Annotated in this window: 13 protein-coding genes; 5 read left to right on the forward strand and 8 right to left on the reverse strand. The window is 64.8% G+C overall.

Annotation, left to right across the window (positions count from 1 at the left end; translation table 11 throughout):
• Positions 1-81: 81 nt before the first annotated feature.
• Positions 82-1,863 (reverse strand): aspartate--tRNA ligase, encoded by a 1,782-nt coding sequence (aspS, locus tag BLP96_RS05960; protein WP_089684146.1) that lies wholly within the window; start codon positions 1,861-1,863, stop codon positions 82-84.
• 56 nt (positions 1,864-1,919) lie between these two features.
• Entirely contained in the window at positions 1,920-2,183 is a 264-nt protein-coding gene (locus tag BLP96_RS05965; protein WP_089684147.1) for an FmdB family zinc ribbon protein, read from the reverse strand.
• 167 nt (positions 2,184-2,350) lie between these two features.
• On the opposite strand from BLP96_RS05965, the gene BLP96_RS05970 reads away from it, so the two are divergent.
• From BLP96_RS05970 to BLP96_RS05980, 3 genes are all read left to right on the forward strand, one after another.
• Entirely contained in the window at positions 2,351-3,286 is a 936-nt protein-coding gene (locus tag BLP96_RS05970; protein WP_089684149.1) for an NAD(P)-dependent oxidoreductase, read from the forward strand.
• A 142-nt stretch (positions 3,287-3,428) separates the two neighbouring features.
• On the forward strand, positions 3,429-4,334 hold the full coding sequence (locus BLP96_RS05975; protein WP_089684151.1) for a ribokinase: 906 nt from the start codon (positions 3,429-3,431) through the stop codon (positions 4,332-4,334).
• 44 nt (positions 4,335-4,378) lie between these two features.
• The gene (locus BLP96_RS05980; RefSeq protein WP_089684153.1) at positions 4,379-5,323 is read left to right on the forward strand and encodes a nucleoside hydrolase; all 945 of its coding nucleotides are present in this window, start codon (positions 4,379-4,381) and stop codon (positions 5,321-5,323) included.
• A 10-nt stretch (positions 5,324-5,333) separates the two neighbouring features.
• Here BLP96_RS05980 and BLP96_RS05985 read toward each other — a convergent pair whose 3' ends face one another.
• Positions 5,334-5,606, reverse strand: coding sequence for an acylphosphatase (locus BLP96_RS05985; RefSeq protein ID WP_089684155.1), 273 nt, complete (start codon positions 5,604-5,606; stop codon positions 5,334-5,336).
• Between the two features lie 206 nt (positions 5,607-5,812).
• Between BLP96_RS05985 and BLP96_RS05990 the strand changes: the two genes are divergently transcribed.
• Entirely contained in the window at positions 5,813-6,853 is a 1,041-nt protein-coding gene (locus BLP96_RS05990) for a Glu/Leu/Phe/Val family dehydrogenase (protein WP_089684158.1), read from the forward strand.
• 46 nt (positions 6,854-6,899) lie between these two features.
• Here the strand turns inward: BLP96_RS05990 and BLP96_RS05995 are convergent, their stop codons facing one another.
• Positions 6,900-7,799, reverse strand: coding sequence for a YihY/virulence factor BrkB family protein (locus BLP96_RS05995; RefSeq protein ID WP_089684160.1), 900 nt, complete (start codon positions 7,797-7,799; stop codon positions 6,900-6,902).
• A 134-nt stretch (positions 7,800-7,933) separates the two neighbouring features.
• On the opposite strand from BLP96_RS05995, the gene BLP96_RS06000 reads away from it, so the two are divergent.
• Entirely contained in the window at positions 7,934-9,010 is a 1,077-nt protein-coding gene (locus BLP96_RS06000; protein ID WP_089684162.1) for a bifunctional nicotinamide-nucleotide adenylyltransferase/Nudix hydroxylase, read from the forward strand.
• A gap of 14 nt (positions 9,011-9,024) precedes the next feature.
• On the opposite strand, the gene BLP96_RS06005 is transcribed toward BLP96_RS06000, so the two are convergent.
• The 4 genes from BLP96_RS06005 to uvrB all read right to left on the reverse strand — a co-directional run bounded on the left by BLP96_RS06005 (position 9,025) and on the right by uvrB (position 15,345).
• Positions 9,025-9,942: a LysR substrate-binding domain-containing protein gene (locus BLP96_RS06005; RefSeq protein ID WP_089684164.1), complete on the reverse strand. Its 918-nt coding sequence runs from the start codon at positions 9,940-9,942 to the stop codon at positions 9,025-9,027.
• A 97-nt stretch (positions 9,943-10,039) separates the two neighbouring features.
• A complete protein-coding gene (gene cls / locus BLP96_RS06010) occupies positions 10,040-11,458 on the reverse strand; it encodes a cardiolipin synthase (RefSeq protein WP_089684165.1) in 1,419 nt (472 codons plus the stop codon).
• Between the two features lie 110 nt (positions 11,459-11,568).
• The gene (locus BLP96_RS06015) at positions 11,569-13,074 is read right to left on the reverse strand and encodes a fumarate hydratase (protein ID WP_089684167.1); all 1,506 of its coding nucleotides are present in this window, start codon (positions 13,072-13,074) and stop codon (positions 11,569-11,571) included.
• A 243-nt stretch (positions 13,075-13,317) separates the two neighbouring features.
• Positions 13,318-15,345, reverse strand: a complete 2,028-nt coding sequence (gene uvrB / locus BLP96_RS06020) for an excinuclease ABC subunit UvrB (protein ID WP_089684169.1) — start codon at positions 15,343-15,345, stop codon at positions 13,318-13,320.
• Positions 15,346-15,348: the final 3 nt, after the last annotated feature.

Here is a 15,348-nt window from a genome sequence, read left to right on the forward strand (position 1 = left end):
CGCATCCTCCGGATCGGGTGGTTTGCAGACGACACCGGCGCCTGATGGCGCCGGTGTCGAGACGAAGGCACCGTCGACGCTCTACTCGTCGGCGGTTTCCGGCTTGGCTTTCTGGCGCAAGCGAATGTTGAGCTCGCGCAGCTGCTCGCCACTCACCACGCCGGGTGCATCGGTCATCAGACAGGCGGCACTCTGGGTCTTGGGGAAGGCGATGACCTCACGAATGGTCCGCGCACCGGCCATCAGCATGACCAGACGGTCGAGGCCAAAGGCCAGGCCGCCATGGGGCGGAGCACCGTACTGCAGCGCATCGAGCAGGAAGCCGAATTTCTCGCGTGCCTCGTCTTCTCCAATGCCGAGAATCTCGAACACGGTGTTCTGCATGGCCCGATCGTGGATACGGATCGAACCGCCGCCCAGTTCGGTACCGTTGAGTACCATGTCGTAGGCACGCGACAGCGCCGCGGCGGGGTCGGCCTCGAGCGCTTGCGGGCTGCAGGAAGGCGAAGTGAAGGGATGGTGCAGCGGGCTCAGACTGCCGTCGCTCTCCTCCTCGAACATCGGGAAGTCGACGACCCACAGCGGTGCCCAATCATGGGTGTAGAGATCGAGATCCTCGCCCAGCTTGACGCGCAGCGCGCCGATCGCCTCGTTGACGATGCGCGCCTTGTCGGCACCGAAGAAGATGATGTCGCCATCCTCGGCGCCCACCCGGTCGAGCAGCGCCTCGACCACGTTCTCCATGAACTTGACGATGGGCGACTGCAGCCCTTCGAGCCCCTTGGCCCGCTCGTTGACCTTAATCCACGCCAGCCCCTTGGCCCCGTAGATGCCAACGAACTTGGTATACTCGTCGATCTCCTTGCGCGTGAGCCTGGCACCGCCCGGCACCCTGAGCGCGGCCACGCGGCCGTCCTCGGCATTGGCCGGACCGGAGAAGACCTTGAAATCCACCCGCTGCATCAGGTCGTCGACGTCGGCGAGCTCCAGCGGGATGCGCAGATCCGGCTTGTCGGAGCCGTAGCGTTGCATCGCGTCGTGCCAGGTCATGCGCGGAAACTCGGGCAGCTCGACGGCCAGTACCTCCTGGAAGAGTTGACGGATCATCCGCTCGGTGACGCGCATGATGTCGTCTTCTTCGACGAAGGAAGCCTCGATGTCGATCTGGGTGAACTCGGGCTGGCGGTCGGCGCGCAGATCCTCGTCGCGGAAACACTTGGCGATCTGGTAGTAGCGATCGAAGCCGGCCACCATCAGCAGTTGCTTGAACAACTGGGGCGACTGAGGCAGCGCGAAGAAGCTGCCGGGATGGGTCCGGCTCGGCACCAGATAGTCGCGAGCCCCTTCCGGCGTGGCACGCGTCAGGATCGGCGTCTCGATGTCGAGAAAACCTTCGCCCTCGAGGAAGGCCCGCACGCTGTGGGAGATGCGCGAGCGCAGGCGCAGCTTGTCGATCATCTCCGGACGACGCAGGTCGATGTAGCGATGCTTGAGACGCACCTCTTCGCCCACTTTGCCATGCTCGTCGAGCTGGAATGGCGGCGTGACGGCGGTGTTGAGCACCTCCACGTCCTTGGCCAGCACCTCGACCAGGCCGGTGGGCATGTTGGGATTCTGGGTACCTTCCGGACGCAGCCTCACCCGCCCCTGAATGCGCAGCACGTACTCGCTGCGGGCACGGTCGGCATTCGCGAAAGCCTCGGCGGTATCGGGATCGACCACGACCTGGGCGATGCCGTCGCGATCGCGCATGTCGAGGAAGATCACGCCCCCGTGGTCACGGCGGCGGTGAACCCAGCCGCACAGGGTGACCGTCTGGTCCACCAGGGTCTCGTTGAGCTGGCCGCAATAATGGCTGCGCATGTCGTATCCTGTGTTCTCGCGTTATCGATTGAGTGTCGTTCCCCGGTGCCTCGGCCTCAGGCCGCGGCACCGTCCTTGGCGGGAGTCTTGCCGGCGGCGGCATCCCCGCCGCCATCGCCGGCCAGATTCTTCTTGCCGCCGGACTTGAAGTCGGTTTCGTACCAGCCACCGCCTGCCAGCCGGAATCCGGCTGCCGAGATGAGGCGCCCCAGCTCGGGAGCCTGGCAGGCGGGACAGTCGGTCAACGGAGCGGCACTGACCTTCTGGAGCTTTTCCAGACGGTGACCGCAGGCCTTGCACTGATATTCGTAGATGGGCATGGTTTTTCTCACTCTGATTAGACAGCGCAACCACCGGCGAAGATATAAGGCCGGACCGAACACTTTCCAAGTCTGCCATCAAAGCCCGATAGTATAGCCTGACAGTCGGGGCCTGTCCCAGCCCTGCAACCGACCCGACGACCACGCCAAGAAACGAGGAAACCGCCATGAAAGCCGTGATTCTCGATGCCGCAAGCCTGGGCCCCGATGTCGACCTGTCCCCCATCCGCGACCAGGTGGACGATCTCGAGGTGCATGACCTCAGCACGACGGCGCAGAGCCGGGAGCGGTTGACGAATGCTCAGGTCGCCATCGTCAACAAGGTGGTGCTGGATGCGCCGACCCTGGAAGCGCTGCCCGAACTCGAGCTGATCTGCGTGCTTGCCACCGGTACCAACAACATCGACATGGCAGCTGCCGAAAAGCTGGGAATCACGGTGAAGAACGTCACCGCCTACGGCACCGCCAGCGTGGCCCAGCACACCCTGATGCTGATGTTGGCTCTCGCCAATCGGCTGCCGCTCTATCAGCGTGACGTGGCTGCCGGCCGCTGGGGCGAATCCGCTTTCTTCTGCCGCATGGATCACCGCACCCTGCAGCTGGAAGGCAAGCACCTGGCGATCGTCGGACAAGGAGAGCTCGGCAAGCGCGTCGGCAGCCTGGCCAACGCCTTCGGCATGCATGTCACCTATGCCGCCAGGCCGGGCAACGAGGCCGCCGACAGCCGGCCGGCCATCGCCGAACTGGCCCCCGAAGCGGACGTGATCAGCCTGCACTGCCCACTCAGCGAGGCCACACGCCACCTGTTCGATGCAGGCCGCCTGGCTACCCTCAAGCCGGATGCGCTGCTGATCAATTGCGCTCGCGGCGGCATCATCGACGAAGAAGCGGCACTGGAAGCACTGCGTGGCGGCCGCCTGGGCGGCCTGGGGGTCGACGTCCTTCCGGTGGAGCCTCCGCGTGACGGACACCCGCTGATCGATGCGCTGGACGAACCGCTGAACCTGATCGTCACGCCGCACAACGCTTGGATCACCCCGGAAGCGCGCCAGAACGTCGTGGCCTTGACGGCTGACAATCTGCGCGATTATCGCATGCGTTGAGGATGTACCGATGCGTGCTTAGAAGGTGTCGCTATTGGTGGGCAGCGATCAAAGATAACCGTATAAAGACTTCTCGAACTTGCAGCCAGCGCCTCACGACTCGATACTCGAGGCAGCACGCCAATCAACCAGGGAACGGGCCATGCTGCACAATTTCGGTTCGATCAATCTCGACCACGTCTACCGCGTCCCCCACCTCGTACGCCCGGGCGAGACCCTGGCAAGCAGCGATTACCACGTCGGACTCGGCGGCAAGGGGGCCAACCAGTCGCTGGCCATGGCCCTGGCCGGCGGTGAAGTTTCGCACTGGGGACGCATCAGCCGCCAGGACGCCTGGGCACGCGACATCCTTGCTCGGGCCGGAGTCAACGTCACCTTCACCGAACTGGTCGATGCTCCCAGCGGCCACGCCATCATCCAGGTCGACGACCGCGGCGAAAACGCCATCATCCTCTTCCCCGGCGCCAATCACGGCTTCACGGCTACCGACATCGAGGCGTTGCTCGATGCCTGCGAACCCGGCGACTGGATTCTCACTCAGAACGAGTGCAGCGCCCTGCCCGAGCTATTCTCCCGGGCCCGCCAGCACGGCGTGAATCTCGCCTTCAACCCGGCTCCGATGAGCGATGCGGTTAACCGGCTGCCGTTGACCGCCTGCGACCTGCTGTTCGTCAACCGCGGCGAAGCCGCCTGGCTGGCCGGCGTGGCACAAGACGAACCGGCCGAGCGGCTGCTGGATGCCCTGAGCGAACGTCTCCCCGATACCGCCACCGTCCTGACGCTGGGCCACGACGGTGCCTGGTACCAGGAGGGCACCGCCCGCCATCACCAGCCGGCACTGGCGGTCGAGGCCGTCGATACCACGGCCGCCGGCGACACCTTCATCGGCTATTTCCTGGCTCGAAGACAGGCCGGCGATGCCGTCCCCCGCTGCCTGGAAGTGGCCGCCACCGCCGCGGCCCTTGGCGTCATGCGCCCCGGGGCCGCGGAGAGCATTCCCGGCAGGAACGACGTCGAGCAGGCACTGCGAGACGGTCTCCCCGGCTGATCCCGACGCCCTCATTCGCACCTTCCGACGAACAAGGAGTCAGCGTGTCGCATTCCATCATCTTCGATACCGACCCTGGCGTGGACGACGCTCAGGCCATTGCCATCGCCCTGCGCCATCCCGAGATCGAGTTGCTCGGCCTGACCACCACCTACGGCAATGTCGATGTGACCACCGCCACCCACAATGCCCTGCTGCTCGCCCAGCTCGCCGGACGTGACGACGTACCGGTCGCCCAGGGAGCGGCAGGGCCGCTGGTCAAGGCACGGCATCCGGCACCGGCCCATATCCACGGTGCCAACGGGCTCGGCGATATCGATCTGCCCGAGGTGACCGGCCGAGCCGACCCGCGCAGTGCCGCGCAGTTCATCGTCGACACCGTCGACGAGCGCCCCGGCGAGGTGACCCTGGTGGCCGTAGGGCCGGTAGGCAACCTGGCTGCCGCGCTACAGCTCGACCCAACGCTCATCGACAAGGTCAAGCGCGTGGTGATCATGGGCGGCTCGATCCGCGAAGGCGGCAACGTCACCCCGGTGGCCGAGGCCAACATGTTCAACGATCCGGATGCGGCATCCCGCGTGCTGACGGCGGGCTGGCCGCTGACGCTGGTCGGCCTGGACGTGACCCACCGGTGCGTGCTGAGCGAGTCGCACATGGCGCGCATCGCCGCCGGACAGGGCGAGCTGGGCCGCGTGCTGGCCGACAGCTATGCCTTCTATCGTGACTTCTACCGGGAGTTCCTCGGCATCGACGGCTGCTGCCCCCACGATAGCTGCGCCCTCGCCTGGCTGCTGCGCCCAGAGCTGTTCACCACCGCCCCGGGGCACCTCAACGTAGTGACGCGCGGCGAGGCGGAAGGCCAGACCGTCTTCGCGCCCGAGGGGCGCACCTTCATCGCCCCGCGCTGGTCACAGACCCCGCTGGTCGAGGCTTGCCTGGAAGTGGACGGCGACGCCGTGGTGGAGTGGATCGCCGACACGCTGGCGTAAGCGTTTCACATCACAAGGTGACGAAATTGTCCGGGTCACGCGGCTCGAGGGGTTCGAACTCGACGTGGGTGACCCGGGCATTGGGCGGCCCCTTCCATAGCCAGGCGGCTACCTGATTGACCGCCTCACCATCGCCGCACAACAGCACCTCCACCCGGCCGTCCGGCAAGTTCCTGGCATGGCCGGTCACGCCGTGCTGCAGCGCCTGTTCCTGGGTGGCACGCCGAAACCACACGCCCTGCACCTTGCCGCTGACCAGGGCCTTGACGCAACGCTTGCTCATTGCAGCTCCTCCCGATGGATTCAGCCCCGTTCTAGCATTACCCATCCCTTCCCGGCCAGAGGTTCCCGGCCGGGTGCGGATGCTCTAAGCTTTTCCCAGACGGCTCAGCGCCACAAGCGCCGGCCGTTGCCATCGTCGAAGCCATACCCGGCTTCGCGCCCTGACCGGGCACAACAACAACGCCATCCTCACGAGGGAGACACGTCATGCCGGTCTTCGACCATCCCGAATTCGACCATCACCAGCACGTTGCCTTCGGCAGCGACGAGACGAGTGGCCTGCGCGCCATCATCGCCATTCACGATACCCGACGCGGCCCTGCCTTGGGTGGCCTGCGCATTTTCCCCTACGCCAGCGATGCCGACGCCCTCACCGACGTGCTGCGCCTGTCTCGCGGCATGACCTACAAGTCGGCGCTCGCCGACTTGCCGCTGGGCGGCGGCAAGGCAGTGATCATCGCCGACCCGAGCCGCGACAAGACACCCGAGCTACTGCGCGCCATGGGACGTTTCGTCGACTCGCTGGGCGGACGCTACATCACCGCCGAGGATTCAGGCTCCAGCGAATCGGACATGCGGATCATCCACGAGACGACGCCTCACGTCAGCGGCCTGGGCCGCCGGCCCGGCGACTCCGGCGACCCCTCTCCCTTCACCGCCCGCGGCGTGTTCTGCGCGCTCAACAGCGCCGTGCGCCACGGCTTGGGCCGCCAGGATCTCGACGGACTGCGTGTGGCCATCCAGGGCGTGGGGCATGTGGGCGCCCACCTGGCCAGGCAACTTCACGAGGCCGGAGCGCGACTCGTGCTCAGCGACGTGAATCGCCAACCCCTCGTCAACCTGGCCGAGGAACTGGGGGCCGAGACGCTGGATCCAGGAGCGATTTTCGATGCCGATGTCGACGTCTTCGCTCCCTGCGCCCTTGGAGCGGTGCTGGATGCCGGCGTCATCGACCGGCTCAAGGCCAAGGTGGTCTGCGGCGCCGCCAACAACCAGCTGGCCACGGCGGACATGGCCGATCGGTTGCAAGCACGGGGCATCCTCTATGCCCCGGACTACGTGGCCAATGCCGGCGGCGTGATCGAGATCGCCTGGCGGCAGCGACGCCAGGCCTCGCGGGATGCCGTCATGCGGCATATCGAGGGCATCGGCGACACCCTGGACGAAATCTTCGCACGCTCGAGGTCCACCGGCACGAACCCGGCGGCGATAGCCGACCAGTTGGCCCGTGAGCGTCTGGACGTCTAGCCCCGGCAACGATCGTACCGCACAGGGGCGGCACGAGCCGCCCCGTTCAGCCGTCGCGCAGCTCGCGATGCACCACGACCGCCATGTTGCGCGGCACGATGGTTCGCCCGCTCACCACGAAATGGCTTCGCGTCAGAGCGACTCCGAACAGCAGGATGAGCGAGCTGTAGTAGACCCACAGCAGGACCACCACCACCGAGCCGGCAGCGCCGTAAGCCGAGGCAGTGGCCGTGTAAGCCAGGTAAGTGGCAATGAGGCTGCGCCCGACGGTGAACAACAGCGCCGTGACGAGCGCACCGAGCGCCACGTCTCGCCAGCCCAGCACCACGTCCGGCAGGATCTTGAAAATGGCAGCGAAAAGCAGCGTCGCGGTGGCCACGGTCAGCAGCAACTCCCCCCCTTGGGTGAGCCAACCGAAGTACGGAATCAGCTCGCCGGCCAGTTGCAACGCGGTACGAACCACCACGCCGAGCACCAAGGTCACCAGCAGGATCAAGCCGATGACCAGCACCACGAGCAGCGACAGCAGGCGGTTCTTGAGGAAGATCAATAGGCTATTGCTGCTGGGTCGAGCCGTGACGCCCCACAGCGTATTGAGCGAGAATTGAAGCTGGGCGAATACCGCCGTCGCCCCCACCAGCAGAGCGCCAACCCCCAGAAGGCTCGGCAACAGACCACTCTCCTCGATGCGCGAAGCCGACACCGCCTGCTCGATGGCCAGCGCCGCCTCGTGACCCAGCATCTCCTGCAACTGAGCGACGAGTTGCCCCTGTGCCGCCTCCTCTCCCAGCACCACGCCGACCACCGTGACGGCGATGATCATCGTCGGCGCCAGCGAGAAGAGCGTGTAGAAAGCCAGCGAACCGGCGTAACTGAAGGCGTTGCTCTTGACCCAGTGCGCGGCGGCATCGCGAGCTACCTGCCAATAAAAGCGTAGCCGCTCCATTTCCCGTTTCTCCTTGCAGGCATGCTCGCCAGGCACGCCGAGGTCGACGCCGTGACGAGCGATGTGGCGCATTGCAGCATGCGAATCGGGCGGCCATAATGTCGCCCACTCACGCCACCGTAAAGGAAGCGCCGATGCCCACCGAGGTCCCGGAATTCGACTGTCTGGTATTCATCGGTCGTTTCCAGCCGCCGCACCTGGGGCATCTCGCCGTGATTCACGAGGCCCTGCGCCAGGCACGACAGGTGATCGTCCTGGTCGGCTCGGCATGGCAGGCGCGTTCGTTACGCAACCCCTGGCGCTTCGATGAACGCCAGGCCATGCTGCGTGGCTGCTTCGACGAAGACGACAACGCTCGCCTGGCCATCGTGCCGCTGCTCGATGCGCTCTACAACAACGACGTCTGGGTACGCGACGTGCAGCGCAAGGTACGCGACATCGCTGGTCCGCACCACGCACGACTGCCACGCATCGGTCTGATCGGCGCCAGCCGCGGCCAATCGAGCTACTATCTATCGCTCTTCCCACAGTGGGAATCGGTGAGCGTGCCGCTGGTGGAAGGCATCACCGCCAGCCGGATCCGCGAGCGGCTGTTTCGCTCGCCGTCCTCCGCCGCGGACTACCTGAGCACCGGCGCCACCCACGATCTGCCGCCCGGCGTCTGCGAAGCGCTGCGCGACTTCGTCGACGGCGACGCTCACCGTCAGCTGCTCGAAGAGCAGCAATTGCTGGATCAATATCGCCAAGCCTGGGCCAAGGCTCCCTATCCGCCCATCTTCGTCACCGTCAACGCCGTGGTGGTGCAATCGGGTCACGTGCTGCTCGTCAAGCGCACTGCCGCTCCGGGCAAAGGCCTGCTCGCCCTCCCCGGCGGCTTCATCAATCCCCATGAACGGTTGCTCGATGCCTGCCTGCGCGAGCTGCGCGAGCGGGTGCGCCTCAAGGTACCGGAACCCGTACTGAAGGGCTCGCTGCGCGGTCAGCGCTTGTTCGACGAGCCTCACCGCAGCTGGCGCGGCCGAACCCTGGCCGAAGCCTTCTACTTCGCGCTACGCCCGGACCAGAATCTGCCGCGGCTCAAACCGGTCAAGGGTGGGGATCATGCGCGCTGGGTACCGCTCGCCGAGCTCGAACCCGAGAGCCTGTTCGAGGATCACTTCTTCATCATCCAGAACTTCCTCGGCCTGCCCGCCGATTTCGGCGGAGCGTAGCCACCGCCGGCGATCTATGCCTGCAAGAAGTCACGAGGCAACTTCATCATCTGCCGCCACAGCTTCTCAACGCCGGGCTTGTGCACCAGCGAACAGCGATAGAGGCGGATTTCCAGCGGCACGTCCCACTTCTCGTCACCGGCGCGCACCAGGCGCCCGCTGTTGAGCTCTTCGCGGATGCAGAAATCGGGAATCCAGGCCAGCCCCACCCCCTGCAGTACCATGCCCTTCAGACCTTCGGCCATCGCCGTCTCGTAGACCGTCCGCAGGCGCAGACGCAACGGATCGTTCTTGAGCAGCATGCGCACGCTGCGTCCCAGGAAAGCGCCCTGGGTATAGGCGAGATAGGGAATCGGCGCTTCGCTGTCGAGACTGAAGCGCGGCGCTCCGTCCGGCCCGGGTAGGCTCACCGGCACCATCTTGACTTGCCCGATCGAAAACGAAGGAAACACCGCGGCGTCCAGTTGCATGGTGGCATAGGGATCGTGGTAGGCCAGCATCAGGTCACAGTTGCCTTCGCGGAGTACGTGAATCGCTTCGCCCACGTTCATGGCCACCAGGCGCGTAGGCAGCTCGCCGAGCCCCTCCTGAAGGCGGGAAATCCAGGGTGGATAGAAACTCAACGCCAGCGAATGCGCCGCCACGATGTCCAGCGCCTCGCGGGCCATGGAGAGGCCGCGCAGGTGCCCGAGACACTCGTTGAGCTGCTCGACCAGATTGCGCGCGGTGACCAGAAACAGCTGCCCCTCGGGGGTCAGCGTCACCGGCGTGGTGGAGCGGTCCACCAGGGTCACGCCCACCGCCTGTTCGAGCGAGCGTATGCGTCGACTGAAGGCCGGCTGGGTGACATGCCGCTGACGGGCAGAAGCGGAAAAGCTGCGACTGTTGGCCAAAGCCACGAAATCTTCCAGCCATTTGGTTTCGAGGTTCACCGTGACTCCGATGACAGGCGTTGACGAAGGAGAAACCGTGCCCGTCGGGCATCAAGCGTCGACTAATGTACCCCAGCAACCACGCGAACCCAAGCGACTACTGGATTGGCGAGGTCAGGTAGGCGGCGCGTGCCACCAGCTTGCGCCACAGCGGTCGATTCTTGAGCTCGTCGTAATCGATGCGTCGACAGGCGGCGAAATCTCGCTCGAGCATCAGCCGCACTTCGGCGGCGAAGCGGCGATCGGGAATGAAAGCAGTGATCTCGAAGTTGAGCCGGAAGGAGCGATTGTCGAGATTTACCGTGCCAACGCTGGCGGCATTGTCGTCGATGAGGATGACCTTCTGGTGCAGAAAGCCTGGCTGATAGCGGTATATCTTGACCCCTGCGCGAACCATGTCCGGCAGGAAAGCGAATGCCGAGAGAAATACCAGCAGGTGATCGGGATGCTCGGGAATCATGATCCGCACGTCCACGCCGCGCATGGCTGCCAGACGCAGGGCGTCCTGCACGCCCTGATCCGGCACGAAATACGGACTGGTCACCCATAGGCGTTCATGAGCGCTATGAATGGCATGCTGGATCAACAGGCTGGCCGTTTCCTGGCGGTCCGCCGGACCGGACGGCACGATCACCACGTGCTGCGACTCCGGACAGATCACGCGCGGTTCCCAGTTGAGCCCGATCACCTCGCCTGTCGCCCAGTGCCAATCCTCCCAGAAAGCCTCCTGAAGCCCTAGCACGCTGGGCCCGGTCAGCTTGAGGTGCGTATCCCGCCAGGGCCCATGTCGCGGATGCTGGCCGAGATATTCGACGCCCACATTGAAGCCGCCGAGCCATCCCGCATGGCCATCCACCACCAGCACCTTGCGGTGGTTGCGAAAATTGAGTTGAAAACGGTGCTTGAAGCCGCGGGAAGACCGGAACGGGCTGACCTGGATGCCCGCGTCGGCCAGCTCGCGCAAGTAGCCCTCGGGCAGTTTTCGGCTACCGATCTCGTCGTACAGGAAGTAGACGCGTACCCCGCGCTCGGCGCTGTGAATCAAGCGATCCTTGAGTTCGCGTCCCAGCGCGTCGCTACGCACGATGAAAAACTGTACCAGCAGGTACTCCTGCGCCGCCTCGATACCGGCGAACAGGCTATCGAAGGTGACTTGGCCATCGATGAGCAGCTCGGCACGATTGCCACTCGTCAACGGCATCATGGCCAGCTGTTCCACGGTGCGCGAATTCGGGTCTCGGGGGTCGGCCAGATAGGGGTCGACCCTCCCTCGATAGCGGGCCAGCACGCGGCGCAGTACGGAATCGCGCTCGCCCCGTGCCGAGACATAGCCGTAGAATCGGGGGCGCCCGAAGAACCAGTAGGCCGGTACTGCCAGGTAGGGGAAGGTCACCAGCGAAACGATCCAGGCAATGGCCCCCTGAGACGTCCGGCTGGACATCAGAGCCATCACGGCGGAGACGATACCCAGCAGGTAGGTCACCAGGATCGCCAGGCCAAGCAGCCAGGAGGTCATGCGCTCTCCCTGAAAGACAGTGATCCGCAGCATACCCAAACGGCAACGGCCCCGCCAGATGACGGGGCCGCGAGGTCATCGCTGCGGGCAACGCCACGAACACGACGCAATCAGGCGCGTTCGGCGATGATCTCCTTCCATTTTGCCGGGCCTGTCTGGTGTACCGAGGTACCCTCACTGTCCACCGCTACGGTAACCGGCATGTCTTCTACCTCGAATTCGTAGATGGCTTCCATGCCCAGGTCTTCGAACCCGACCACCCTTGCCTTCTTGATCGCCTGAGCGACCAGGTAAGCCGAACCGCCCACTGCCATCAGGTAGACCGCGCGGTTGTCGCGAATCGCTTCGATGGCCGCCTCGCCACGCTCGGCCTTGCCGACCATGCCCAGCAGACCGGTCTCCTCGAGCATGGTACGGGTGAACTTGTCCATGCGAGTCGCCGTGGTCGGACCGGCCGGGCCGACCACCTCGTCGCCCACCGGGTCCACAGGGCCCACGTAGTAGATGAAGCGCCCCTTGAGATCCACCGGTAACGGCTCGCCCTTGGCGATCATGTCGACCATGCGCTTGTGAGCCGCATCGCGGCCGGTGAGCAGCTTGCCGTTGAGCAGCAGGGTGTCGCCGGGCTGCCAGGTCTGCACGTCTTCCGGGGTCACGCTATCCAGGTCGACGCGCTTTACGTCGTCGCCCATCTCGCGAGTGATCTCCGGCCAGTCCTCCAGCTTGGGCGCCGGCAGTGCGGCGGGGCCACTGCCGTCCAGGGTGAAGTGAGCATGGCGAGTAGCAGCACAATTGGGGATGATCGCCACCGGCTTGTTGGCGGCGTGGGTCGGATAGTCCTTGACCTTGATGTCGAGTACCGTGGTCAGCCCACCCAACCCTTGAGCGCCGATGCCGCTCTTGTTGACCTTGTCGTAGAGTTCCAGGCGCAGCTCTTCGGCCCGATTGGACGGCCCGCGGGCCTGGAGTTCCTGGATGTCGATGGGATCGAGCAGCGACTCCTTGGCGAGTTCCATGGCCTTCTCGGCGGTACCGCCGATGCCGATGCCCAGCATCCCGGGCGGACACCAGCCGGCCCCCATCTTGGGCAGCTGTTCCATGACCCAGTCGACCACGCTGTCGGAGGGGTTGAGCATGGCGAACTTGGACTTAGCCTCGCTGCCGCCCCCCTTGGCGGCGACGTGTACTTCGACGCTGTCGCCGGGCACCAGCTTGTGGTGAATCACCGCCGGGGTATTGTCGCGGGTGTTGGTCCGCTTGCCGTCCGGATCGGCCAGCACCGAGGCGCGCAACACGTTGTCGGGCAGCTTGTAGGCACGCCTGACCCCTTCGTTGATCATGTCGTCGAGGCTCATGTCCCCTTCGAAGCGTACGTTCATGCCGACGTGAACGAAGACGGTGACGATGCCGGTGTCCTGGCAGATCGGCCGATGGCCGGTGGCGCACATGCGCGAGTTGATCAGGATCTGGGCGATGGCGTCCCTGGCCGCCGGGTTCTCCTCACGGTCGTAGGCTGCCGCCATGGCGTCGATGAAGTCTTTGGGATGGTAGTAGGAGATGTATTGCAGGGCATCGGCGACGCTGTCGATCAGGTCGTCCTGGCGGATCACGGTCATTGGCAAGGAACTCCTTGGCATTCTCGGCATGCCCGCTCTCGAAGCGGCATCGTGGCCAGCGCGGCGGGCTCGAACGAAGGCGGATTATAGCGCACCGGCCGCCCTGTCGGCAGAGCCTTTCCACCAATGAACGTGAACCTGGCTTGGGCGAGAAGGAAGATAACGGTATAAAACACAGACTGGGTAGGCAGTCAGGCGCAGGGTGCCGGCAACGCGTCTGCTCTCGGATCCCCTCGGGTACCGTCAGACGGCTCCCAGGGTGAGCTGGCGCTCCTTGAGCTCATGCAGCCGATCGCGCAGTCGCGCCGCCTCTTCGAACTCCAGGTTCTGAGCGGCCTCGTGCATGGCGTCCTCGACCCGGGTGAGCTCGCGAACGAGCTCCGTCGGCGAAAGATCGCTGGGGTCGTACACTGCCGCCCCCTCGGCCACTTTTCGCTCGCTCTTGCGCCCCTTGCCCTTGCGCCCCGGTGCCTGGCCGGCCTCCATGATGTCGGCCACCGAACGCGTCACGGTGGTCGGCGTGATGCCATGCTCCTCATTGTGGGCCATCTGCTTGGTCCGGCGCCGTTCGGTCTCGTCCATGGCGCGGCGCATGGAGTCGGTGGTGCGGTCGCCGTAGAGAATCGCCTTGCCATGAGCGTTGCGCGCAGCGCGGCCGATGGTCTGGATCAGCGAGCGTTCGTTGCGCAGGAAACCCTCCTTGTCGGCATCCAGGATCGCCACCAGCGAGACCTCGGGAATGTCGAGCCCCTCGCGCAGCAGGTTGATGCCCACCAGAACGTCGAACTGACCGAGACGCAGGTCGCGAATGATCTCCACCCGCTCGACGGTATCGATGTCGGAGTGCAGATAGCGCACTCGCACGTCATGTTCGTCGAGATACTCGGTGAGATCCTCGGCCATGCGCTTGGTGAGCGTGGTCACCAGCACCCGTTCGCCCACTTCGGCACGCAGGCGAATCTCGGAAAGCAGGTCGTCGACCTGAGTCGACGCCGGCCGCACCTCCAGCTCCGGGTCGAGCAGGCCGGTGGGGCGCACCACCTGTTCCACCCGCTGCCCTTCGTGCTCTGCCTCGTAAGGGCCAGGGGTCGCCGAGACGAAGATCGTCTGCGGGCAGATGCGCTCCCACTCCTCGAAGGTCATGGGGCGATTGTCCAACGCCGAGGGCAGACGGAAACCGTACTCGACGAGCGTTTCCTTGCGCGAGCGGTCGCCCTTGTACATGCCGCCCACCTGGGGAACGCTGACGTGGGATTCGTCGATGAACAGCAGCGCATCGTCGGGCAGATAGTCGAAGAAGGTGGGCGGCGGCTCGCCGGGATTGCGTCCCGAGAGATAGCGCGAGTAATTCTCGATGCCGTTGCAGTAGCCCAGCTCCAGCATCATTTCGATGTCGTAGAGGGTGCGCTGCTCCAGGCGCTGCGCCTCCACCAGCCGCTCGTGCTTTCTGAGCCATTCCAGGCGTTCGACCAGCTCCGCCTTGATCGAGTCGATGGCTCCCAGAATGGTCTCTCGCGGCGTGACGTAGTGCGACTTGGGGTAGATGGTCATGCGCGGTACCTGGCCACGCACCTCACCGGTGAGCGGGTCGAAGAGGCGGATCGAATCGATTTCGTCATCGAACAGCTCGACGCGGATCGCCTCGTCCTCGGCGTCGGCGGGAAAGATGTCGATGACATCGCCACGCACCCGATAAGTGCCGCGCTTGAAGTCCATGTCGTTGCGCGTGTACTGCAGTTCCGCCAGGCGGCGCAGAAAGGTGCGCTGGTCGATCAGCTCGCCGCGGGTGAAATGCAGGCGCATCTTCAGATACTGGTCGGGATCGCCAAGACCGTAGATCGCCGACACGGAAACCACGATCAGCGCATCGCGGCGCTCGAGCAGCGCCTTGGTCGCAGAGAGGCGCATCTGCTCGATGTGGTCGTTGATCGAGGCGTCCTTCTCGATGAAGGTGTCCGATGAAGGCACGTACGCCTCGGGCTGGTAGTAGTCGTAATAAGAGACGAAGTACTCTATGGCGTTGTCGGGAAAGAAGGCCTTGAATTCGCCATATAGCTGCGCCGCCAGCGTCTTGTTTGGGGCCATGACGATGGTCGGACGCTGCAACCGCTCCACCACGTTGGCCATGGTGAACGTCTTCCCGGAGCCGGTGACGCCGAGTAGAGTCTGGTGAGCCAGCCCCGCCTCGAGTCCCGCCACCAGTCCATCGATGGCCGAGGGCTGATCACCGGCGGGCTGGAATTTCGACTCGAGGCGAAAGGACTTGCTCATGGT

Origin of the sequence: Billgrantia gudaonensis, assembly GCF_900100195.1 — a bacterium.
GTDB lineage: Bacteria > Pseudomonadota > Gammaproteobacteria > Pseudomonadales > Halomonadaceae > Halomonas > Halomonas gudaonensis.